Raw genomic sequence first — 22,524 nt, forward strand, 5'->3', positions numbered from 1 at the left:
CGCAATCGATAACAACGGGAGGAGATCATGCAACAGTGGAAGAAGCTTGCTTTCGGCGTCGCACTGGCCACGTTCGGCCTCATCGCGGCAGCCAAGGCTCAGGATTATACCGCCTTGCCTCGCAAGGAGACGCTGATCGTCGAAAATCCGGAGGGAACGGTCAAGAATCCCGGTTGGTTCAACGTCTGGGTCAATGGCGGCGGCGGCGTTTCGACCGGCCTGCAGCAGTTGACCATGGACACGCTCTGGTACATCGACCCCGAGAAGGGGTTGGGCGGCTCGGCGTGGGACAATTCGCTCGCCGCCGACAAGCCGCAATATAATGACGACTTCACCCAGATGACGGTGAAGCTGCGCAAGGGCCTGTACTGGAGCGACGGCGTCGAGTTCACAGCCGACGATGTCGTCTACACCGTCAAGACGCAGATGGACCATCCGGGCATGAACTGGAGCGCGGCTTTCTCGGTGCAGGTCGCAAGCGTTGAGGCGCCGGATCCCTATACCGTCGTCTTCAAGCTGAAGAAGCCGAACTCGCGCTTCCACGCCATTTTCACAGTGCGCTGGAACGGCGCCTGGATCATGCCGAAGCATGTCTTCGAAAAGGTTGCCGATCCGGTTCGCTATGATTTCGCCAATCCGGTCTCGCTTGGCGCCTACAAGCTGAAAACCTATGATCCGCAGGGCAAATGGTATACCTGGGAAAAGCGCGACGACTGGCAGCGCACCTCGCTTGCCCGCTTCGGCGAACCCGCTCCGAAATACGTCACCTATGTTGATCCCGGCCCGCCGGATAAGCGCACCATCGCTCAGCTCGAGCATAATCTCGATATCATTCACGACAACACGCCGGAGGGCATGTTCACGCTGAAGGAAAAATCGAAGACGGTCGACAGCTGGTTCCCCGGTTTTCCCTTCGCGCATCCCGATCCGACCTTGCCGGCCGTGATCTTCAACAATCAGGATCCGTTGTTCCAGAATGCCGATGTACGCTGGGCGCTTGCCTTGCTCATCGATATCAAGGCTGTGGATATGGCGAGCTATCGTGGCACCGCGACGCTCTCCGCCCTCGGCGTCCCGCCAACGGCGATTGCCATGACGGACTATCAGGCGCCGCTGCAGGATTGGTTGAAGAGTTTCGAGATCGATACTGGCAAGCGCAAGATCAAGCCCTATGATCCGACGATCGGCCAGCAGATCGCCGATATGCTGCGCAAGCAGCCGAAATATAAGGATCAGATCCCGACCGATCCGGCCGCCATCAGCGCCGCCTTCGGCTATGGCTGGTGGAAGCCCGATCCGCAGGCTGCCGCCGAACTGCTGGAAAAGGCCGGCTTCAAGAAGGTCGGCGGCAAGTGGATGACGCCGGATGGACAACCCTTCAAGATCCGCTTGACGGTCGAAGGTGATACGCGCTCTGTCTTCACCCGAGCTGGCACGTTGATCGCCCAGCAATGGGCGGCTTTCGGCATCGACGCCAAGGCAGTTCCGACCGTCAATCTCTGGCAGGTCGCGCTCCAGCCAGGCGATTTTCAGGTGGCTATCGCCTGGAGCGTGGAGACCTGGGGCGGCGATCCCGATCTGTCCTTCTTCCTCGACAGCTGGCATTCGGAATTCGTTGCCAAGAAGGGTGAAAACCAGGCGCCGCGCAATTGGCAGCGCTGGTCCAATCCGGAACTCGACAAGATCATCGAGAACGTTCGCCGCGTCAGTGCCGATGATCCGAAGGGCGTCGAACTCGGCAAGGACTATCTGAAGCTCGTTGCCCGGGAAATGCCGACCATCCCGTTGATGTCCTATAACGTCTTCACCTCGATGGATACGACCTACTGGAAGGGCTATCCGACCATATCGGACCCCTACACCGACCCCGTTCCCAACTGGGCTAACTCCCGGTTGATGATGGTCAAGCTGAAGCCGGCTCAGCCGTAGATCTCCCAACCCTGATGCGGCAGCCGCCGCGTCAGGCACCTTTCGCCGGACACTAGGCACGTCCGGCGAATCTTTTCAGTAAAAGATGAAGCGCAAGCAGCAAGGAAGACGGCCGGCATGACGTCCTATCCAGTTTTCGTATTGAAGCGATTTGGTCAGTTCCTGCTCGTTGTCTTCCTTGGCATTTCCGCGACCTTCTTCATCACCCATATGACGCCGATCGATCCCGTCGAGGAAAGCATCGGCGCTATACAGCAGATGGGGCAGTCCGATCCCCGTGCCGTTGACTTGATGCGCCAGTCGCTTCGCGAACTCTATGGGCTCGAAGGCTCCGTCTGGCAGCAATATCTTCACTTCTGGGGCCGCCTTGCCACGGGTGATCTCGGGCCGTCGCTATCGGCATTTCCAACGCCCGTTTCCACCATCATCGCAAGAGCACTGCCCTGGACAATCGGCCTGATGACCGTCTCGGTGATCATCACCTTTATCCTCGGCAACATGATCGGTGCGCTTGCGGGCTACTACCGCAAGAGCATGGTGCTGAAGGCCGTCAGTCTCGTCTTCATCGCCATGCAGCCGATACCTTATTATATCCTCGCCTTCGTGCTTATCATCCTCTTCGGCTATCTCTGGCCGATCCTGCCGATCAATGGCGGCTATGAGATGAACACCGATCTGCGGCTGTCCTTTTCGCTGGTGCTCGACATTCTGCGCCACTCGATCCTGCCGGCGCTGTCGCTGATCCTCGTCGGGACTGGCAGCTGGCTCATTGGCATGCGGGCGCTCGTCTCCAATATCATCACCGAGGACTATGTCGTCTTCGCCGAACTCGGCGGCGTGCCGAAGCGCAAAATCCTGCGCTCCTACATCGCCCGCAATGCCATGGTGCCGCAGTTTACCGGCCTTGCCATGTCGCTCGGAGCGGTCTTCAACGGCACCGTCATCACCGAAATCGTCTTCGGCTATCCGGGCATCGGCAATCTGCTGATCTCGGCCGTGCATGCCGGGGACTACAGTCTCGTCCTGGGGCTTAGTGCGCTGTCGATCGTCGGCGTCGCTGCCGCAGTCTTCATCATCGACATATTGGGTCCGCTGATCGACCCACGCATTAAGGTGGAGTAGGGCCATGCTGACGATCGTTCGCGACCTTGCCCGCCAGAATACCGAATTCCTTTCCGGCCTCCTGCTGCTTGCCATCATTGTCGGGCTGGTGATCCTGTCCTACTTCTCGCCCTACGGTCCTTCAGATATCTATGTGTTGCCGCCCGACATGCCGCCCGACGGGCAATATTGGCTGGGCACGACCTCGCGCGGCCAGGACGTCTTCTGGCAGCTCACGACGGCGCTCCGCAATACGCTCTATTTCGGTATTGGCGTTGCGTTCCTGTCGCGCATCATCTCGCTGGTGGTGGGACTGGTGGCGGGCTATGCCGGCGGCATCGTCGATCGGGTGCTGATGGCGATCAATGACAGCATCATGGTCATTCCGCAGTTCCCGGTGCTGATCCTGTTCTATTTCGTGCTGAAGGACGGAATGACGTGGACGGTGCTCATCATCGTCATGGCTTCGCTCGGCTGGTCCTATGACGCGCGCCTGATCCGCTCGGTGGCGATCAGCCTGAAGACGCGCCCCTTTACCACGCAGAGCGTCTATTCCGGCATGAGCATGTCCAAGATCCTTGTCCAGGAGCATCTGCCCTATGTGCTGCCGATCGTCTTCGCCACGACCATGAACAACATGATCTGGTCGATCGGCATGGAGATCACGCTCTCGGTGCTCGGCTTCACCGATATCGAGACACCGACCATGGGCATGATGATCTATTGGGCCAACGCCCATTCGGCGCTGATCGCCGGAACCTGGTGGTGGGTCGCAGCACCCGTCGCCGCCATCATCGTGCTTTTCATGGCGCTCTTCCTGCTGTCGATGTCGATGAACGAATACAATGATCCGCGCAGTCGCTTGAACCGGATGGGGGGCTAGGAATGGAGCCTGTGGTCGAGGTCAACAACCTCAAGGCATATTACCGGGCCTTCCTCTATGGTGTCGATCGTGAAGTGCGCGCTGTCGATGATGTCAGCCTGAGGATCGGTCGCGGCGAGATTTATGGCGTCGCCGGCGAATCCAGCAGCGGCAAGACGACATTGATCAAGACGATTGCCGGCGCCATCCGTCCACCGCTTCGGGTGGTTTCCGGTTCGGTGAAATTTCACTTCAATAGCGGCACGCAGGATATCTACGCCATGGCGCCGGAGCAGCGGGCGGCGCTTCGGTGGCGGCATCTGTCCTATATCATGCAGGGCTCGATGAACGTGCTCAATCCCGTCCGGCGTATCCGCCATTCGTTCACGGATTTTGCCTTTCGCCACATGAAAGTCGATCGCGGTGCCTTCTTTGATCGGGTCGGCGCTCATCTGCAGCGCCTGAAACTCGATGCCGATCTCCTGAATGCCTATCCGCATGAATTGTCCGGCGGCATGCGCCAGCGCATGACGATTGCGCTCGCCACCATCCTGACGCCGGAATTCATCATCGCCGACGAGCCGACGACCGCGCTCGACGTCATCGTGCAGCGCGATGTCCTGCAGATGATCCGGGAGATACAGCGCGAGATGGGGTCCTCCTTCCTGTTCGTTACCCATGACATGGGGGTGCATGCTGCCGTCTCCGACCGCATCGGCATCGTCTATGCCGGCCGGCTGGTCGAGGAGGCGCCGACGCGCAAGCTCTTTCATCTGCCGCTGCATCCCTATACGCAGCATCTGGTGGCGAGCCTGCCGCGCATCGGCGATCTCTCCACCCGTCCCTCGCTCGAGGGCAGACCGCCCAATCTCGCCATGCCGCCGGAAGGGTGCCGTTTTCATCCGCGGTGTCCCAAGCGCATGGATATCTGCAGCCGCGAAGCGCCGCCGATGGTGAACGTCGAGCCGGATCGTCGCGTCGCCTGTTTCGCCGTGACAGGAGCATAGATTTGAGCGACCTGCTTTCCCTCTCGCATGTCACCAAGCTTTACCGTCAGGGCGGAATGCTGAGCCGCCGGCATGTCACGGCTGTCCGCGACGTCAGCTTGAGGCTTGGCGAGGAGCCGGAAATTCTCTCCATCGTCGGTGAATCCGGCTCCGGGAAATCGACCATCGCGGCGATGATCCTCGGCCAAACGGCGCCAACGTCGGGCATCCTGAATTTTCGCGGCCGGCCCGTTGCCGTTCATGGAAAGGTTGAACGGCGCGCCTTCATGCGCGAAGTTCAACCAGTCCTTCAGAATCCGTTCGAAGCGTTCAATCCGCTTAAGAAGGTTGATCGATATCTCTTTGAAACCGCGCGAAATTTTTCACCTGATGGTATCAGGCCAAGCCAGGCCGATATCGAACGCATGGCCGACAGGGCGCTTGTCCATATCGGCCTGACGCTTGCCGAAGTGAAGGGCCGGTTTCCGCATGAATTGTCGGGCGGTCAGCTGCAGCGAACCGCGATCGCGCGCGCGCTCATACCGCAGCCCAGACTGCTGGTGGCCGACGAGCCCGTTTCCATGGTCGATGCGTCCCTTAGAATGGCAATCGTCAACCTCTTCAGCCAGCTGAAGAAAGAACTCGGTCTGTCGATCATCTATATCACCCATGACCTTGCGACGGCCTATTACATCAGCGACCGGATCATCATCATGAAGAAGGGGGAGATCGTCGAGGAGGGCGGGGCGCGTGCCGTTCTCGACAATCCGCAGCATCCCTATTCGCGCGCCTTGAAGGAGGCGGTGCTATCCGCCAGCCCGGATATGGAGCCAGCTTCGCTAGTGTGATCCCACAGGCACGGGTTTGCTTTCAGCGCGCAATCCGCGTCGAAAGGATGATGGACGATAGCGTCCGCTCGACGCCGTCGATCTTGCCGATCTCATCGATCAGATGGTCAAGCTCGGAAATCGACGGAGCCGCGACGATGGCGATCAGATCGAAGGTACCGCTGACGGAGTGAAGCGTCGTCACCTCATGGATCGCGTCCAGCGATGCCGTCACTGCCGAGAGCGCCTTCGGCGCAATGGTGATCAGAATGTGGGCGCGGATGAGACCTGAAAGATAGGCCTCCGACAGTCGCACGCCATAACCCGCGATTACGCCTTCCCTCTCAAGCCGCTCGAGCCGAGCCTGAACTGTCGTTCGCGACAGCGACAGCTTCTTGGCCAGTGTCGCCACCGGCACGCGGGCATTCTGGCCGAGCAACGACAGCAGCTCGCGATCCTTCCCTGTTACCTGCATGGCTCATCCTGCATTCTGTTCAAATGGATAGTCATATTGCTTAGATTTATACAACGAAACGCGTTTTCTGTCGCTATGAATCGTCCAGCTCCTGCCTACACTTATAAAAATCCTATAGTGAAACACAGGGGAAATATATGAAAGAGATAGTGGTGATCGGCGCAGGCAAGATCGGCGGAGCGATCGCTCTGATGCTGGCCGAGACCGGCGATTACAAGGTTATTGTCGCCGACCGCAGCCAGGAGCAGCTTGCCAAGATCGACCACCATCCTGCAATTTCCACCGCAGCCGTCGATATCGCCGACAGTGAAGGGCTGGTGGCCGTTCTGACCGGGAAGTTCGCCGTGCTGTCAGCCGCGCCCTTCCACTTGACCGGCTTTGTCGCCGAAGCTGCGCTGGAAGCCGGCGTTCACTATCTTGATCTTACCGAGGATGTCGCCACGACGAGGAAGGTAGAGGAGCTGGCCCAGGGCGCACGCACCGCCTTCATCCCGCAATGCGGCCTGGCGCCAGGCTTCATCTCGATCGTCGCAAATGATCTCGCCAAGCGTTTCGATAGCCTCGACAGCGTGCGCATGCGGGTCGGCGCGCTGCCGCAATATCCATCCAACGCCCTGAACTACAATTTGACCTGGAGCACGGACGGCCTGATCAACGAGTATATCGAGCCGTGCGAAGCAATCGTCGAAGGCAAGCTCGTGACGGTGCCGGCCTTGGAAGAGAGAGAGGAATTCTCCCTCGACGGCATCACCTATGAGGCTTTCAACACCTCCGGCGGCCTCGGAACGCTCGCCAAGACGCTGGCCGGTCGCGTGCGCACGATGAACTACCGCACGATCCGCTACCCCGGCCACCAGGCCATCATCAAGGCGCTCTTGAATGACCTGAACCTCAGGAATCGCCGCGATGTGTTGAAGGATCTGTTCGAAAACGCGCTGCCCGCGACGATGCAGGATGTGGTCGTCGTCTTCGTCACCGTCTGCGGCTGGCGCGACGGGCGGTACATGCAGGAAACCTACGCCAATAAGGTCTATGCTGGTGTCGTTGCCGGCAAAAAGATGAGCGCCATCCAGATCACCACGGCTGCCGGCATTACGACCGTGCTTGACCTGCTTTCCCATGGCAAGCTTCCCACCAAGGGCTTTGTTCGTCAGGAGGAAATCGATCTCGGCGACTTTCTCGCCAATCGCTTCGGGCAGGTCTACGGCCTGGAGAAGCTCAGGGTGAGAGAAGCGGTGTAAGCCGAAGTCATTGCTTGCTAAACAAGTGGCGCCGCAACGGGCGCCACATTCGTTTTGGCGACGAAGCTACGGTCGCAACGCCGCGCAAGCCCGCTCGATGCGATCGAGAGCCTCTACAAGATCGGCTTCCGAGGTCGCATAGGAAATTCGGAAATAGGGCGACAGTCCGAATGCCGAGCCGGGCACGACTGCGACATGGGCCTCTTCGAGCAGATAGGCGCAGAACTCCGCATCCGTTGCGATCGTCTTTCCGGACGGCGTTGTTTTCCCCAGCACGCCGCCGCAGCTCGAGAACGTGTAGAAGGCGCCTTCCGGCAGCCGGCAATCCAGGCCTTCGATGCCATTGAGCCGGTTGACCACCAGATCGCGCCGGCGTTGGAAGCTTGCCGTGCGACCTTTCAGAAAATCCTGCGGGCCGTTCAGCGCCGCAACGGCCGCTGCCTGGCTGACGGAGGAGGGACAGGACGTCGCCTGGCTCTGGATGACGGCCATGGCCTTGATCAGTGCCTTCGGGCCGCCGGCATAGCCGATGCGCCAGCCGGTCATGGCATAGGCCTTGGAAACGCCGTTGACGGTCAAGGTCCGACGCTTGAGGCGCGGTTCTATCGCGACCGGCGTCGTGAAGCGGAAGCCGTCATAGACGATATGCTCATACATATCGTCGACCATCAGCCACACATGCGAATGGTGCAGCAGCACCTCGATGAGCGGATGGTAATCGGCTTCCGAATAGGCCGCACCCGACGGATTGGACGGCGAGTTGAGCAGGAGCCAGCGCGTCTTCGGGGTAATTGCCTTCTCGAGTTGATCCGCCTGGAGACGGAACCCGGCCTCGGCATCGCATGGGATCAGCACCGGCACGCCGCCGCAGATCTCGACGATATCGGAATAGGAAGTCCAGTAGGGCGTCGGGATGATGACCTCGTCGCCCGGATCGATTGATGCCATGAAGGCATTGAACAGGATCTGCTTTGCACCTGTCGCCACGGTGATTTCATCGAGGGCGTAGTCGATGCCGTTCTCACGCAGGAATTTGCCGGCGATCGCCTTCTTCAGCTCCGGCGTGCCGTCAAGGGCGGTGTATTTCGTTTCGCCGCGATCGATGGCGGCTTTCGCAGCCTCTTTGACATTATCAGGCGTATCGAAATCAGGTTCCCCCGCTCCGAGGATGATGACAGGCAGACCGTCCCGCTTCATCGCATTGGCGCGCGCGCCGATCTGCAGGATCGTCGAAACGCCGATGGAGGCGATGCGCGAAGCGGGCCGAAAACCCGCCTCCTCGGTGTTGGTGGCGACCGTCATGAGTCTTACTCGATGTCGAAGGAAACGCCCTGCGCCAGCGGCAGGGCCTTGGAATAATTGACGGTATTGGTCGCCCGGCGCATGTAGGCTCTCCAGGCATCCGATCCGGATTCGCGGCCGCCGCCGGTCTCCTTCTCGCCGCCGAACGCGCCGCCGATTTCGGCACCAGACGTGCCGATATTGACGTTGGCGATGCCGCAATCGGATCCATCAGCCGCAAGGAAGCGCTCGGATTCCTGCATGTCGCGGGTGAAGATCGACGACGACAGGCCGGCCGAGACGGCATTGTGTTCGTCTATAACAGCATCGAAATCGTCATAGGGCATGACGTAGAGAATGGGAGCGAAGGTTTCCTCGAAGACCGGGCCGGCCTGCTTCGGCATCTCGACCAGTGCCGGCTTGGCATAATAGCCATCGGCATGGCCGACATCGACGCGCTCGCCGCCGGTGATAGTGCCGCCATGCGACTTTGCTTCTGCAATCGCCTTCTGCATGGCGTCGAATGCTGTCTTGTCGACAAGAGGCCCGACCAAGGCCGAGGAATGCAGGGGATCGCCGACCGAAACGCTCTGATAGGCCTTTTTCAGGCGCGGTACGAGTTGGTCGTAGACGCTCGTATGCACGAAAAGTCGGCGCAGCGTCGTGCAGCGCTGGCCGGCGGTGCCCATGGCGCCAAAGGCGATGGCGCGCAGCGCCATGTCGAGATCGGCCGACGGGCAGACGATGCCGGCATTGTTGCCGCCGAGTTCGAGGATGGCGCGGGCGAAGCGCTTGGCAAGCCGCGGCCCGACATCGCGGCCCATGCGGGTCGAGCCGGTCGCTGAGACCAGCGGCACCTTCGGATGATCGACCAGAACTTCGCCGATCGCGCGGTCGCCGATCAGAAGCTGGGACAGGCCTTCCGGCGCATCGCCGAAACGGGCGAGGGCGCGGTCGAGGATTGCCTGCGAGGCCAGCGCCGTCAGAGGTGTCTTTTCCGAGGGCTTCCAGATGACGGCGTCGCCGCAGATCAGCGCCAGAGCCGCATTCCACGACCAGACCGCAACCGGGAAATTGAAAGCCGAGATGATGCCGACAACGCCGAGCGGATGCCAGGTTTCCATCATGCGATGGCCCGGGCGCTCGGTGGCGATCGTCAGGCCGTAAAGCTGGCGGGAAAGACCGACGGCGAAGTCGCAGATGTCGATCATTTCCTGCACTTCGCCGAGACCCTCGGAACGGATCTTGCCGGCCTCGATCGAGACCAGACGGCCGAGGTCGTCCTTGGCGGCACGCAGTTCTTCGCCGAGCAGGCGGACGAGTTCGCCGCGCTTGGGTGCCGGCACCAGTCGCCATTCACGGAACGCGGCGTGCGCCTTCTCGATCCGCTGGGCGGCCTCGTCTGCCGAAACGGTCTTAACGTCGGCAATCTTTTCGCCAGTCACCGGCGAGTAGGAGGGCATGTTGCCCTGCGTATAGAGCGCCTTGTCGACGCCGAGCTTTTCGAGGATGGCGGCGGTCTCGGCCGCGACGGAAAGGTTCTTTGCTGCGATGTTCATCTCATAACTCCACTTGTCTCTGATCCGGGCCTGCGGCGCGACCGTAAAGGTTGCGCGATCTCACTCGGCCGCGTCTCGTTGGGATAGTGCCCGCAGGCAGGCGTCGATCGATGCCTGCTCGATGCCGGCATAATGGTCGAATTCGTTCAAGACCTTCATTCCGAGGTCGGTTTCGAACCGCTTCTGGTTCGGGCTGGCAACGAATTCCTGCTGCGCGCTGTCGCCGAGGTTGGATTGGAAGATGCCGGCGGCACTGACGGGCAGGAAGTCCTCGTAGACGATCGGGTCGAACTGGATGTACCCTTCTTCGATCAGGGTTTCGAGGGAGAGATCGCCCCTTGCGGCTGCGGTCTTCCCCTTGGCCGTCAGCGAATAGGCGAAGTAGCCAAGTTCTTCGCCACGGATCGCTGCCCAATCGTCAGGGAATTCGGCAAAGCTCTGCGCGAGCGCGGCCTCGTAGTCGCGTGCGTTCGATCCGTCGGCTGCGGGCCGCACGATCTTGCGTGACTGATCAAGCAGGCGATCATAGAGCGCGCGACCCTTGGGTGTCAGCGCGATGCCACGCTGCTCGATCTCGCCGAAGCGGGCGGTGTGCGAGCCGCTTTCCCATACGCCGTCGGCATTGCGGAAGGATACCGGCTCTTCGAGCGCCTTGAACGAGGTCTGGCGCAGCAGGATCGGGCAGGCGCGCGTCGGCGGGCCTTCGACGATCGCCTTCGGCGCGATGCCGTAATCGGACATCAGCGCCTGCACTTGGTCTATATCCAGCGTGCGCGGCGTCAGATGGTTGATATGCGGGCCCTTGAACGACACAACGTCGGCGATCAGGCGATGGGCGTCATGGAGGCGATGGTACATGGCGGCATCGACATTGGCTTCGTCGTGCCAGCGGAAGGTCTCCAGCACTTCGTCCACGAAACGGCTGGCATCGGCCATGGTCAAGCCGCCGGCGCGTTCGGCCTTTTCGGTGAGAGCGATGGCGTCTTCGGTGAAGATTCGGCGCTTCGAGAGAATCTGTGCCGATGCCTCACGCAGGTCTTCGTCGGCGATGAGATCGAGCCGCAGCAGCGAGGTGAAGACGCGGAAAGGGTTGCGCTTCAGTTCGGCATCGCCAATGGGCCGGAATGCCGTTGAATGCACGGGCACGCCTGCTGTGGAAAGATCATAGTAGCCGACGGGATACATGCCCATGACGGCGAATACGCGCGCCATCATTGCGAGTTCCGCTGCCGTCCCGAGCCTAATTGCGCCGTGTCGTTCCTCGGAGATGCGGTCGAGATAGTCGGTCGCCTGCAGGCGTTCCTTCAATTTGGGCTGGGCAGCCAGCGTTTCGTCGTTGACGCGGCCCACCAGCTCCATGAGCGTGCCATAGGCGGGAACTTCGTCGCGATACATGGCGGACATGGCGGCCGAAAAGGCGCTGCGTATATCGCTGGTCGAGACGTGATCAGACTTCATGGGCGATGTCTTCCTGAAAGGCTATATCATTCCTATCTCGCAGGATAACTCTTGTCTGGCGGCCAGTCTTGTGAGAGAAAATTCTAACTTGATGCTGAAATGGAATGATCGTGCGCCGACGCCTCGTCCCCGATATCGTCAATCTGCAGGCGTTCGAATGTGCGGCGCGGCATCAGAATTTTTCGCGTGCCGCCGAAGAACTGAATCTAACCCAAAGCGCCGTCAGCCGGCAGATCAGCGATCTCGAGCAGCAGACCGGGTTAAAGCTCTTCGAACGCGTGAGGCAGCGTGTCGTGCTTTCGGAAGCCGGGCTTCGTCTGCTGCCTGAGGTCAAGGACCTGCTCCTTCGCTCGGAGCGTCTGATGATCGGCGCCGTCGCGGCAGGCCAGATGAAATTGTCGCTGAAGGTTGCGACCTTGCCGACCTTCGGCACGCGATGGCTGGTGCCACGCCTCGGCCATTTTCTCGAGGAGCATCGCGATGTCGCGATCACGGTGGAATCGCGCTCCAAGCCCTTCAGCTTCGACGAGGATAGTTTCGACCTCGCTATTCATTACGGTCTGCCGGCCTGGGCTGGCGCTGTTGCGACATTTCTTTGCAACGAGACCGTTCTGCCAGTCGCTGGCCGGCAGCTTGCCGAACGATTGAATCTCGGCGGTCTGGAGGATCTGTCGCATGCGCCGCTGCTGCATCTGACGACGCGCCCCAAGCTCTGGGCGCAGTGGTTCGATCTGCAGAGATTGCCGACGGAGCATGCCTATCCCGGCGCCCGGTTCGATCAGTTTTCGATGATCATCGCCGCAGCCATTTCCGGGCTCGGTGTCGCGCTCCTGCCCACCTATCTGATCGAAGAGGAATTGAAGACGGGCGTGCTTTTACCTTTGTTCGATCTGCCGATGCCGACCGAGAACAGCTATTATATCGTCATGCCGGAGAAGAAGCAGACCAACGAGATCGCGATGCTTTTCCAGAATTGGCTGGTAAGTCAGGTAACACCACGGTCCCAAGCGGCCGGCAATAGGGTGTAGTCTCAGGTCGTCATCGCTCAATAAATTTTAGGCTTGAAATTCTTTTCGGCGCGCGTCACACCTTTGCTTGTCGCATCGTTGCCGGCTGCCGGGGCGCTGCAAGATGAGGTCGGAGGAGAGGCCAGCATGAAGACGCATCCGCTGAAGGGACCGAACCGGCTGAAGCTTGGCGTGTTTTCGGCGAACGCCGATGGCGGCCTGGCGATTACCGACGTACCGGAGCGTTGGACGGCTGGCTGGCAGGACAATCTGACCGCCGCACAGATCGCCGACCGGGCCGGCCTCGAATTCTTCCTGCCGATCGCCCGCTGGCGTGGCTTCGGCGGCAAGAACCGGGTGCGGGAATGGTCGTTCGAAACCTTCACCTGGGCCGCGGCACTTTCGGCCGCAACCGAGCGGATCGGCCTGTTCATGACGGTGCATGTACCGCTCGTCCACCCGCTTTATGCGGCAAAGTCGCTTGCGACGGTCGATCACATCAGCCAGGGGCGGGCAGGGCTCAATATCGTCTGCGGTTGGAACCCGAAGGAGTTCGGCATGTTCGGCGTGCCGCTGGTCGAGAAGGGCTACGATCAGGCGGCGGAATGGCTTGAGATCGTCGAAAAGCTCTATGCCTCCGACGAGCCGCTCGATTATGCCGGAACCTACTACAGTTTGAAGGAGGCCGTCAGCCGGCCGGCGAGCCTGCAGACGCCGCGCCCCGTGACGATGAATGCCGCATTCGGCGGTCCCGGCCGGGATTTCGCTGCCAGCCATTGCGACTATCTCTTCACCACCTTTACCGAGATCGCCGAGGCCGGAAGGCATGTGGCCGATATCGGCGAGCGCGCGGAAAGGAACGGCAGGCAGGTCGGCGTCTATACGGTATGCCATGTCGTCTGCCGTGAGACACAGGCTGAGGCAGAGGACTATTACACCCGCTATGCCGTCACCATGGCCGATCATGCCGCCGTCGACCAGCACATGGCCGGCAAGAAGGAGTTTTCGCAATCTCATGATCGCGAGGCCTATGAGCGCTATCGACAGCGCTTCGCCGGCGGGGCCGGCAGCTATCCTCTCATCGGCAAGCCGGAGCGGATCGCGGACGAGATGATCGCGATTGCCGAGCAAGGCTATGCAGGCATCGCCTTGTCGTTCGTCAACTACACCCAGGAGCTCCCCTATTTTTGCGATCGGGTGCTTCCGTTGCTGAAGAGGGCCGGGCTTCGGGCGGAATAGAGCGGCGGAGCCAGCTTTCGATCGCAGTCGCCCTGGAGAGCATCGGCGATCCCAGGCATTGTCATGATGTGCGGCAAATGTGCACCGCAGCGAAAAACATGAGCCCAAGGGGTTTACAAGCGTGGTGGTGGATGGGATCGTTTAAGCGAAGGTGCTGCTGGTTTGCAGTGGCGACGTTCCTTCGACCGGACGCCTAAGCTATGGGCTCCGCTGCGCTTTGATTCCGGGCGCTTAACCGAGAAAATCAATCCGAGGCTGGAATGCGGCATCTGCTGCGCGTTCGGCTGTTGTCTTAGTGCGCCCTCAGCGTCGTTGCGCCGGGGCAGAGATAAATGGGTTTATGAATGAGTTTTTTTGCACAGCGCGCCTTTCTTGGCGTTCTTGCAAGCGTGATGGCGCTGTCGCAGGCCGCCAATGCCAGTGATCTTATGATCTGGTCGCCGGTAAAGGTTGCACCTCAGACCTACAAGACGACGCTGGGCTTTCGACTGCCGATGGCGTGGGAAATGAGTGCAGGTGTCGATCTTGGCTTGGGCGGCACGGCAGGCGGAACGATCTTGCGCAGCAGCGAGCTTGCAACCCTCTGGGGAAGAGCGGTCGACGATCGCAGCCGCTTCGCCACCGTCTCGCGGCGTGAAGTCGCCTTGCGGGTGGATGCGCTCAATGGCAGTGGCATGCTCTATCTCGGCCGCTCGCGAAATTGGATTGTGTCAGACAATCTGGACATGCGCACATCGAGGTCTCTGAACGTGAACTATGTGGGCGCAAGGAATGGGCCGACGTCGATCACCGCGACGCAGGCGGTGGCGATTGCCGTTCCCTGGACGGGGACGTCCATCTCGGCGAGCGGCAATCTGATGGATGGCGACAGCGTCTTCTCGAGCACGGTTGTGTTCCAGCAGCCGCTGGCATCGAACCTCAATTTCTCCGCTTCCTTCACGAATCCGCTGACGATGGCGCCAACTGGCGATGTGCGTTTCGACTACCGCATCAAGTGGTAGGCAAGGACGTGCGCCGTGGAATTGGCGACACCTGCGGATTTTGAGTGCGACGGGAACAAATATCTCGTGCTGCAGTTTAGGGACAGCAAGATCGCTTGATCCTGCACGGGGCGCATTTGCCCTATTAGAGCCTGCCGTTGGTTCAACTCCCTGCCGGCGGCAGGCTCAGTCGTAAAACAACCGACCCGAAAAACCGCGGATCTGATTGGCAGGCCGCCTGCGCCGGGCTTTCGCTATTTGATCGGGATATCCGCCGCCGCAAGCCGTGATTTGAGATGCGCGATGATGTCATGGCGCGTTTGCGTCCAGACGGCGGTGATGGTCCAATATTCGATTTTCATCACCGTTTGATCGGCGGCGAAATCGTCGAAATAGACCACTGGCGCAGGCTTGGTCTGGATGCGTTGATCCGCCTTCAGAACATCGAAAATGGTTTTGCGAGCGAGATCCGTGTCGACCTCATTGCCAAAAGCGAGCGACAATTCCTGACGGCGATTAGGCTCACGGCTATGATTGATGATGGGTGTGTTCCAGAGCGTGGAGTTCGGCGCCATGAGATAGAGACCGTCGGCCGTCTTCATCTCCGTTGCGAAGAGCCCGATGTCCCTGATGAATCCCTTGACGTTAACCGTCTCGATATATTCGCCGACCCGAAACGGACGCAGCACCAACAGCATGATACCCGCGGCAATGTTTTGAAGCGTGCCCTGAAGCGCCAGGCCGATCGCCAGACCGGCGGCACCGAGAGTGGCGATAATGGAAGCGGTCTGAACGCCGAACTGACCAAGGACGGTGATGAACACCAGTATAAGCAGGCTGTAGTGCAGGAGGTTCTGGAAGAAGCTCGCCAGCGTTTCATCGATGCCACGGACACGCGAGATAACGCGATAGGCCGAGCGGCTGATGGCTCCGGCGAGAATCCAGCCCCCAATCAAGAGAACGATCGCGCCCAGGATCGAAAAGCCATACTGAACGGCAAGTGCCGAGGCCTGGTTAAGGGCAGTTCGAGCGGCGACGACAACGTTGGCCGTTTGATCTTCCATTTGAGAGCTCCATCTTTTCCAAAAAGCCAAATGACGCGTGGCGGCTTTTGTTCCTGAGCGATCGACGGCTCCGGGATGGGCGCCCTCGGCCAGCACTGCGGAGGGGAAATCGACGCCGTTACGCTAGACGCCATGCTTTGCGCGATGAGCACTGCGAACGGCTGCGGCGGCGTGGTGGGTCTTCTTATCCTCATACATGCCGAGATCCGCGCGCTTGATCATCGCTTCCATGGTCTCTCCGCTCTGACTCGTTGCGACGCCAACGGCAACGCTCAACGGCGCGCTGGAATAGAACTGATTGTTGATTTTCAACAGCTCATTGATCGTCTCGACCATCGAGGCAGCCGCGACTTCGTCCGCGCCAGGCATGAGAACGGCAAATTCGTCGCCGCCGATCCGAGCGGCATGGTTCGGCAGGGAGACGACGCTGCTCAGCACTTCTCCCATGCGACGCAGCAGGGAGTCGCCGGCATCGTGCCCGCTCTCGTCGTTGGCCTCCTTCAGTCCGTTCAGGTCGATGATGACGGCCGACACCGGCCGAAGCGATTTGCGTTCCAGCCTATTAAGCTCCTCCGTGTAGAAGGCGCGGTTATAGAGCTTGGTCAGAACATCGTGCTTGCCGAGATATTCGAGATAGGCTTCCGCCTTCTTGCGGGCGGTGATGTCGGTCAGGGCGACCTGAACCAGCGACCAGTCGCGTTCATAGCCCGGAAAGACGGAAAACTGGAGGAGAACGTGGCGTTCCGAGCCATCAAGGGCATAATTCAGGACTTCACGCTGATGGAACAGGTGCCCGTTCCACAATTCCACCAATTGACCGCGAAAGTGTTTTTCCATGTCGTCACGGAACACTTCACCGATCCGCTGGTGCAGGGTTTGGCGATCCGGTGCGCAGAAAAGATCGAGCGTCGCCTGATTGACATCAAGCACGCTGATCTCGCTCATGCATTGCCGGACGAATTCCGGGTGAACGTCGAGAAATACCTGGAAATCGACGATGCCGCGGCCGCGGATTTCGTCGAGCAGGATCTTGATGCGGCTGAAATCCTCGACCCACAAGGATACCGGCGAATGTTCGAACATCCCTTCCGCGTAACGGCGCTGCCGTTCTTCCTGTCGCCGTGCTTCTTCGCGTGCGGTCACGTCCTCGGTCGTCAGCAGCAATCTGTTCCATGACGTTTCGTGTCCCGGCAGAATGATGCCGCGAAGCTGGATGTCGAGTCTGCGGCCTGCCAGCGTGTAGTTGACGGCCGTGCCGGAGAATTCGCTCTTGCCCTCCCAAAGCGCGAGCAGTTCGTTCACATGGCTTTCGAGCATTTCGTCCCGGAAGACGTTCGAAAGCCCGCCGACCAGTGCCTCGAAAGACTGCGCCTCGAACAATTCCAGTGTCTTGGCGTTGACCGCAAGGACCCGTATCTTTTGCGAGCATGCCTCGACGCGCCTGATATCGGCGAGCAGATGGGCGCGCAGGTCAGTCACGCCCTCCGTGCGCCAGAGTTCGAACTGTTCCTTGACGCCGCTGAAGTCTTCCAACCACATGGCGACGGGAGCAAGATCGAATACGGTGGCGCTGAAATTCTGGGCGTTCATTTGTAATTCCCTGCGCCGGCAATAAAATCAGTATATCAAGCACGAAGACCGGCAATTCACCAAGTTCTGCTTAGCGACCATTTGTAAAGCTTGCGTTGACACTGGATGATTGGTCAAGCCTGCAGATCGCGGGCAAGCTATTTTCACACCCATCTCAGCTCATTCCCGCCGGAACGGGCAGGGAAGGGAATTCAACCCCATGGCTTGCCAAACTCAGGCGATCGGCGGCCGCACTACGGCCTGTTGAGTCTTGAGAAAGCGTTCGAATGCCTCGAGCGTCTTCTCGCTGACATGATGTTCAATGCCTTCAGCATCGTTTCTTGCGGTATCGGGATCGACGCCGAGACGGCATAGCACGGCCTCGACGACCTCATGGCGGCGACGGGTGGCCGCCGCGAGACGTTGTCCCTCTTCTGTCAGAAAGACGCCGCGATAAGGGCGTTGGGTGATCAGATTTTCCTCTGCCAGACGCTTGAGCATCTTGGCGACCGTCGGCTGCGTGACCCCAAGACGCTGTGCGATATCGGTCTGGCGCGCTTCGCCCGCATGCTCTATCAGATCGGCGATCAGTTCGACGTAGTCCTCCATCAATTCCGTACGTCGGTCTTCACGGCTTTTCTGGAAGGCCTCGGCATGCGACTCGATTTCTGTCGATGCAAGTCGGCTTTCCGGGGTTGCGGGCAGTTTCGTCAAGGCGGCTCACCTCCAGAAGATTAAGAGCAACGTGATAATGTTTAGCCTCGACTATAAATAAATCACATTCGTTATGAAACCCCGACCGGCATGCGATCAACGACTATCCGGTACAGGAATCGGAACATTGCTCGGGGGAGATGTTCCGCGCTGAACAACCTCCCTGAGCAATTCACTCTCCGAAATGGTCAAATCCATGTCCGTCGGACGACAGTTCAGCCGTCAGAACGCACTATCCAAAAATTGATGTCGTCTCGTCGCGTCAGTCACGCAGCAGCGGTAGGAGTTGATCGCCTTGCCGAGCAATCTCCGACAAATACGGTGTGTCGGAGAGGACGAAATGGGTGATGCCGAGGTCCCGATATTTGAGCAGCGAACGGGCGACGTCGGCGGCCGAACCGACCAGCCAGGTGGTGCCGGCACCACCGCCGCCGAATTTGCCAGGCGCCGTATAGAGATTGTCATCGAGGACATCGCCGCGCGCATGCAGATCGAGCAGCCGCCGCTGGCCGACGGCGATCGACTGCCGATGATCGTTCCAGCCGGCCCCCTTGATCTTTGCCATTTCGGCGACTTTCGTCTCGGCGTCGGCCCAAGCCTGTTCGGTGGTGTCGCGCACCAGCGTGGTGATCCGCAATCCGAATTCCAGCGGAGCGAGGTCGCGGTCCAACTGCCTGCTTAATATTTTCAGCCGCTCGATCCGCTCGCGAACATCGTCCAGCGGCTCGCCCCAGAAGAGCTGGACGTCGGCCTCGGTGGCGGAAACCCGCTCGGCTGCCTCCGAGGCGCCACCGAAATAGAGCTTGGGATGTCGACGATCACCGCGACTTTGGATACGCGGTGCTACTGTGGATTCGGTGACACCAAAATGTTCGCCCTCATAGGTGACGTTCTCTTCGGTCCAGAGTCTGCGAACCAGCCGCATGAATTCCTTGGTGCGGGCGTAGCGATGCACCTGGTCGCCCTCGCTGTCACCATAGGCGGAAAGATTGTCCTTGCCCGACACGATGTTGACGCGGACGCGGCCACCGCTCAGGTGGTCGAGCGTGGCAGCGGCGGAGGCAAAGTGCGCTGGCCGCCAATAACCAGGACGGATTGCGATAAGAGGTTCAAAGGTGGTTGTGGCTGCGGCAAGTGCGGTCGCGACGGTAAACGTATCGGGCCGGCTCCAGCCGGTGCCGATCAGCGCGCCTTTCCAGCCGTGGTCTTCCAGTGCCTTTGCGTGGGCTGTCAGCGTTTGCAGGCTGTTGTGGTTTTCGACTGCTGAATCGCCACGGTGGCCGGGTTTGACGTCATTGGGAATATACCAAAGAAACTCGCTATTGCTGCTCATGTCTGGGCCTGCAGGTCTGTATGGATTGGATGGGAGATCCCCGGTGAGGGCTGCCATGGATCAGTCCTTTGATCGTGCCGAGATCATTCGGTTAGAGCTTGCCTTTCCACGGAACGAGAACGGCCTCCAGAATGCGGATGCCAGCCGTAAAGGCGAAGGCGCAGATCGCGATGATGCCGATGCCGACGAAGACGACGTCGGTGGCGAGGAACTGCGATGCCGACATGATCATGAAACCGATGCCGCGGGTCGAGGCGATGAGCTCGGCAGCGACAAGCGTGCCCCAGCCGATGCCGAAGGCGATCCTGACACCCGTCAGGATTTCCGGCAGGGCTGAGGGCAGGACGATGGAGATGAAGAGCTGCAACCGGCTGGCGCCGAGCGAACGGGCCGCGTTGACGCGCTCGAGCGGAAGCGACCGGACGCCGGCCTGGGCCGAGAGGCAGATCGGCGCGAACATGGCGAGAACCAGAAGCGTGATTTTCGAGGTCTCGCCTATGCCGAGCCAAATGATCATGAGCGGCAGGTAGGACAAAGGCGGCAACGGCCAATAGAACTCGATCGGCGTGTCAAGGATGCCTTTTGCCCAACGATTGAGACCCATCAGCAGACCGACGGGGATGCCGACCACAATTGCGATTGCCGCGGCGACGACGATGCGAAACAGGCTTGCGAAAATATGCTCGGATAGTGACGCGCCGGCGTAGCCGTCACGATAGACGACGCCGATCTGCGTCCATACCTCGTCGGGCCGCGGCAGGAAGAGATGGGAAACCAGACCGAGCCTGGAGACAAGCCACCACAGACCAAGACAGGCGATGGCGGCACCGATGCTGATGGCAATGGTCGGCTTGTCGGCGGAACCGAAGCTCGGCATTCGCACGAGCTTCGGTTCCGCCTCCCGCTGAGAAGCCGTGATTGGGCGCGCCTCGATGATATCGCTCATGCCGCGCTCCTGAAATCATCCGCATTGTGAAGGATAGCGCGAATTTCTTCGCGCAGATTGGTAAATTCGGGCGATGCGAGGATCGACTTCGTGTCGCCGCTGGCGGCAAAGCGATGCACGAAATCAAGCTCGAAGCGGGCAACGACGCGGCCCGGTCGCGGAGACATGACCAGCAGCTCGGTACCGAGGAACAAGGCCTCCTCGATCGAATGGGTTATGAAGAAAATACGTTTGTCAGTTCTAGCCCAAACCGAGACCAGCAGCTCCTGCATCTGCTCGCGCGTCAAGCTGTCGAGCGCGCCGAAGGGCTCGTCCATCAGCAATATGTCGGGATCGGGGGCGAGCGCACGGGCAATGCCGACACGCTGCCGCATGCCGCCCGAAAGTTCGTAGGGAAAGGCATTGGCGAAGTCGGTCAATCTAACGAGCCGCAGCAACTCGAAGGCGCGATCTCGGCGTTCTCGTCGTCCCAACCCCGCAAACTGCAAACCAAGAGCCACGTTATCGACCACGGATTTCCAGGGGAGCAGCGAATCCTTCTGGAAGACGACGCCGCGATCGGCTCCGGGGCGGGAAACGGATCTGCCGTCGAGCGTGATTGTTCCTTCTGAAAGCGGCAGGAAACCCGCGATCGCATTCAGCAAGGTGGACTTGCCGCATCCCGATGCACCCAGCGCAACGACGATACCGCGCTCCGGAATATTGAAGGATACGCGATCGAGCGCGTGAACGGTTCGGCCGTCGCGCGCTGCAAAAAATACGCTGGCATGATCGACTTGAAGCATGTCTTCTCTCGGACGTTCGACGCCGGCACGCCCGCCGCACCGGCGTTGGGGAGGATCAGTTGCTGGCGCTGACAAGCGCGTCGGGCGTGACGAAGGCGCTGTAGTTCGGCAGAACTTCGGAGACCTTGCCCTGGCCCTTCAGGAAGGTGGCGGTGTCCTTCAGGATCTTTGCGGCTCCCGACTGGTCGCCGCCACCGAGCCAGGCTGCCGATGCCTGAACGTCTGGTGTCAGCAAGGTGAGGTTCTTCAGCGCCGCAGCCTGTTGTTCCGCCGTTCCGCCAAGAAGCCTGGCAAGGGCCTTGGTGTTGTCGCTGTCCGGCCCCCATGCCGCTTTGTCGGCTGCGAAGGAAGCGTAGTACTTGTTGATCACGGAAGCGAAGGCTTTCAGAAATTGCGGATCGCTTGCGGCAAATTTCGACGTTGCCACCCAGGCGGAAAAGGTGGGTGCGCCCTTGTCTGCCACATCCTTGGAGGTCACCAGCACCTTGCCGTTCTTCTTCAGCTCGGTCAGCGCCGGGTCCCAGACAAAGCCGCCATCGATATCGCCGCGATTGTAGCTTGCGACGATTTCCGGCTGCGGAATGGCGAAGACCTGCACGTCCTTTTCCGTCAGGCCGAGAGACTTGATAAGGGCGAGCAGCTGGTAATGGTCGGTGGAAACTGGTGCCGCCGCTAGCTTCTTGCCCTTGAGATCGGCGAGCGTATTGATGGCCGAGCCGTTACGCACCACAAGCGCTTCGTCGACGCCCGAGATCGACGACAGGTAGAAGGCCTTGACCTCGAGGCCTCGCGATGCGGCCGCCGCAAACGGGCTGGAGCCCACGTAGCCGATCTGAACATCACCCGAGGCGATAGCCGCAAAGATTTCCGCGCCGGAATTGAACCTGCGGAAATCGATCTGATATCCGGCTGCCTTGGCGAAATCGCCGTTGGCGATGGCGACGGAAGAAGGCAGAGCATCAGTCTGATAGCCGACGACGACTTTCTTGTCGGCTGCGGCTGCAGCCGTTGCCGTTGAAATGCTGGCGAGGCCGACGACGGCCGCGGCGAACAGATTCTTGAGGTTCATGTTTATCCCTTTGGCCGGACCATACTTTCCGGCGCTCCCTGAGTTCAATGATCCGAGCCTAGCGAAGAAGGGTGGAATATCGATAGAAATAACAAACTA

At 60.0% G+C, this 22,524-nt stretch carries 20 protein-coding genes; 9 read left to right on the plus strand and 11 right to left on the minus strand.

From position 1 onward, the window contains the following. The first annotated feature begins 27 nt into the window (after positions 1-27). The 5 genes from GA0061101_RS24110 (at position 28) to GA0061101_RS24130 (ending at position 5,726) form a co-directional block, all read left to right on the plus strand. The gene (locus tag GA0061101_RS24110; RefSeq protein WP_037197679.1) at positions 28-1,929 is read left to right on the plus strand and encodes an ABC transporter substrate-binding protein; all 1,902 of its coding nucleotides are present in this window, start codon (positions 28-30) and stop codon (positions 1,927-1,929) included. Between the two features lie 117 nt (positions 1,930-2,046). Further along, a complete protein-coding gene (locus GA0061101_RS24115; RefSeq protein ID WP_037197680.1) occupies positions 2,047-3,051 on the plus strand; it encodes an ABC transporter permease in 1,005 nt (334 codons plus the stop codon). A gap of 4 nt (positions 3,052-3,055) precedes the next feature. Continuing rightward, complete coding sequence (locus tag GA0061101_RS24120) at positions 3,056-3,913, plus strand: ABC transporter permease (RefSeq protein WP_037197682.1); 858 nt, start codon at positions 3,056-3,058, stop codon at positions 3,911-3,913. Positions 3,914-3,915: 2 nt separating this feature from the next. Beyond that, positions 3,916-4,899: an ABC transporter ATP-binding protein gene (locus GA0061101_RS24125; protein ID WP_037197683.1), complete on the plus strand. Its 984-nt coding sequence runs from the start codon at positions 3,916-3,918 to the stop codon at positions 4,897-4,899. Between the two features lie 2 nt (positions 4,900-4,901). Continuing rightward, on the plus strand, positions 4,902-5,726 hold the full coding sequence (locus GA0061101_RS24130) for an ABC transporter ATP-binding protein (protein ID WP_037197686.1): 825 nt from the start codon (positions 4,902-4,904) through the stop codon (positions 5,724-5,726). Between the two features lie 22 nt (positions 5,727-5,748). On the opposite strand, the gene GA0061101_RS24135 is transcribed toward GA0061101_RS24130, so the two are convergent. Next, positions 5,749-6,180 (minus strand): Lrp/AsnC family transcriptional regulator, encoded by a 432-nt coding sequence (locus GA0061101_RS24135; RefSeq protein WP_037197688.1) that lies wholly within the window; start codon positions 6,178-6,180, stop codon positions 5,749-5,751. Between the two features lie 137 nt (positions 6,181-6,317). On the opposite strand from GA0061101_RS24135, the gene GA0061101_RS24140 reads away from it, so the two are divergent. Then, positions 6,318-7,421 carry a saccharopine dehydrogenase family protein gene (locus GA0061101_RS24140; protein ID WP_037197689.1) on the plus strand — a complete coding sequence of 368 codons (1,104 nt, stop codon included), beginning with the start codon at positions 6,318-6,320 and terminating at the stop codon, positions 7,419-7,421. A 66-nt stretch (positions 7,422-7,487) separates the two neighbouring features. Here GA0061101_RS24140 and GA0061101_RS24145 read toward each other — a convergent pair whose 3' ends face one another. From GA0061101_RS24145 to hglS, 3 genes are read right to left on the minus strand one after another with little or no spacing between them, the layout of a single operon-like run. Then, positions 7,488-8,723, minus strand: a complete 1,236-nt coding sequence (locus GA0061101_RS24145; protein WP_037197690.1) for a pyridoxal phosphate-dependent aminotransferase — start codon at positions 8,721-8,723, stop codon at positions 7,488-7,490. 5 nt (positions 8,724-8,728) lie between these two features. After that, positions 8,729-10,261: an L-piperidine-6-carboxylate dehydrogenase gene (gene amaB / locus GA0061101_RS24150; protein ID WP_037197691.1), complete on the minus strand. Its 1,533-nt coding sequence runs from the start codon at positions 10,259-10,261 to the stop codon at positions 8,729-8,731. Between the two features lie 60 nt (positions 10,262-10,321). Next, positions 10,322-11,719, minus strand: coding sequence for a 2-oxoadipate dioxygenase/decarboxylase HglS (hglS, locus tag GA0061101_RS24155; RefSeq protein ID WP_037197692.1), 1,398 nt, complete (start codon positions 11,717-11,719; stop codon positions 10,322-10,324). A gap of 104 nt (positions 11,720-11,823) precedes the next feature. Here hglS and GA0061101_RS24160 point away from each other — a divergent pair, with 104 nt between their 5' ends. The 3 genes from GA0061101_RS24160 (at position 11,824) to GA0061101_RS24170 (ending at position 14,966) form a co-directional block, all read left to right on the plus strand. Further along, a complete protein-coding gene (locus tag GA0061101_RS24160; RefSeq protein WP_037197693.1) occupies positions 11,824-12,747 on the plus strand; it encodes a LysR family transcriptional regulator in 924 nt (307 codons plus the stop codon). 126 nt (positions 12,748-12,873) lie between these two features. After that, positions 12,874-13,965 carry an LLM class flavin-dependent oxidoreductase gene (locus GA0061101_RS24165; RefSeq protein WP_037197695.1) on the plus strand — a complete coding sequence of 364 codons (1,092 nt, stop codon included), beginning with the start codon at positions 12,874-12,876 and terminating at the stop codon, positions 13,963-13,965. 344 nt (positions 13,966-14,309) lie between these two features. Further along, positions 14,310-14,966: a hypothetical protein gene (locus tag GA0061101_RS24170; RefSeq protein WP_037197696.1), complete on the plus strand. Its 657-nt coding sequence runs from the start codon at positions 14,310-14,312 to the stop codon at positions 14,964-14,966. 233 nt (positions 14,967-15,199) lie between these two features. On the opposite strand, the gene GA0061101_RS24175 is transcribed toward GA0061101_RS24170, so the two are convergent. From GA0061101_RS24175 to tauA, 7 genes are all read right to left on the minus strand, one after another. Further along, entirely contained in the window at positions 15,200-16,009 is an 810-nt protein-coding gene (locus tag GA0061101_RS24175) for a mechanosensitive ion channel family protein (RefSeq protein ID WP_037197697.1), read from the minus strand. A 123-nt stretch (positions 16,010-16,132) separates the two neighbouring features. Then, positions 16,133-17,599 (minus strand): sensor domain-containing diguanylate cyclase, encoded by a 1,467-nt coding sequence (locus tag GA0061101_RS24180; protein ID WP_051963619.1) that lies wholly within the window; start codon positions 17,597-17,599, stop codon positions 16,133-16,135. A 213-nt stretch (positions 17,600-17,812) separates the two neighbouring features. Then, positions 17,813-18,292, minus strand: a complete 480-nt coding sequence (gene mntR, locus GA0061101_RS24185; RefSeq protein WP_037197698.1) for a manganese-binding transcriptional regulator MntR — start codon at positions 18,290-18,292, stop codon at positions 17,813-17,815. 262 nt (positions 18,293-18,554) lie between these two features. Beyond that, positions 18,555-19,625, minus strand: coding sequence for an LLM class flavin-dependent oxidoreductase (locus GA0061101_RS24190; protein ID WP_037197699.1), 1,071 nt, complete (start codon positions 19,623-19,625; stop codon positions 18,555-18,557). Between the two features lie 91 nt (positions 19,626-19,716). After that, positions 19,717-20,571, minus strand: a complete 855-nt coding sequence (locus GA0061101_RS24195) for an ABC transporter permease subunit (protein ID WP_037197700.1) — start codon at positions 20,569-20,571, stop codon at positions 19,717-19,719. Then, positions 20,568-21,356, minus strand: coding sequence for a taurine ABC transporter ATP-binding protein (locus GA0061101_RS24200; protein ID WP_037197701.1), 789 nt, complete (start codon positions 21,354-21,356; stop codon positions 20,568-20,570). Before GA0061101_RS24200 ends, GA0061101_RS24195 begins: the two co-directional genes overlap by 4 nt. Positions 21,357-21,411: 55 nt before the next feature. Then, positions 21,412-22,425, minus strand: a complete 1,014-nt coding sequence (gene tauA, locus GA0061101_RS24205) for a taurine ABC transporter substrate-binding protein (RefSeq protein ID WP_037197702.1) — start codon at positions 22,423-22,425, stop codon at positions 21,412-21,414. Positions 22,426-22,524: the final 99 nt, after the last annotated feature.

Source organism: Martinezella lusitana (assembly GCF_900094565.1).
GTDB lineage: Bacteria > Pseudomonadota > Alphaproteobacteria > Rhizobiales > Rhizobiaceae > Rhizobium > Rhizobium lusitanum.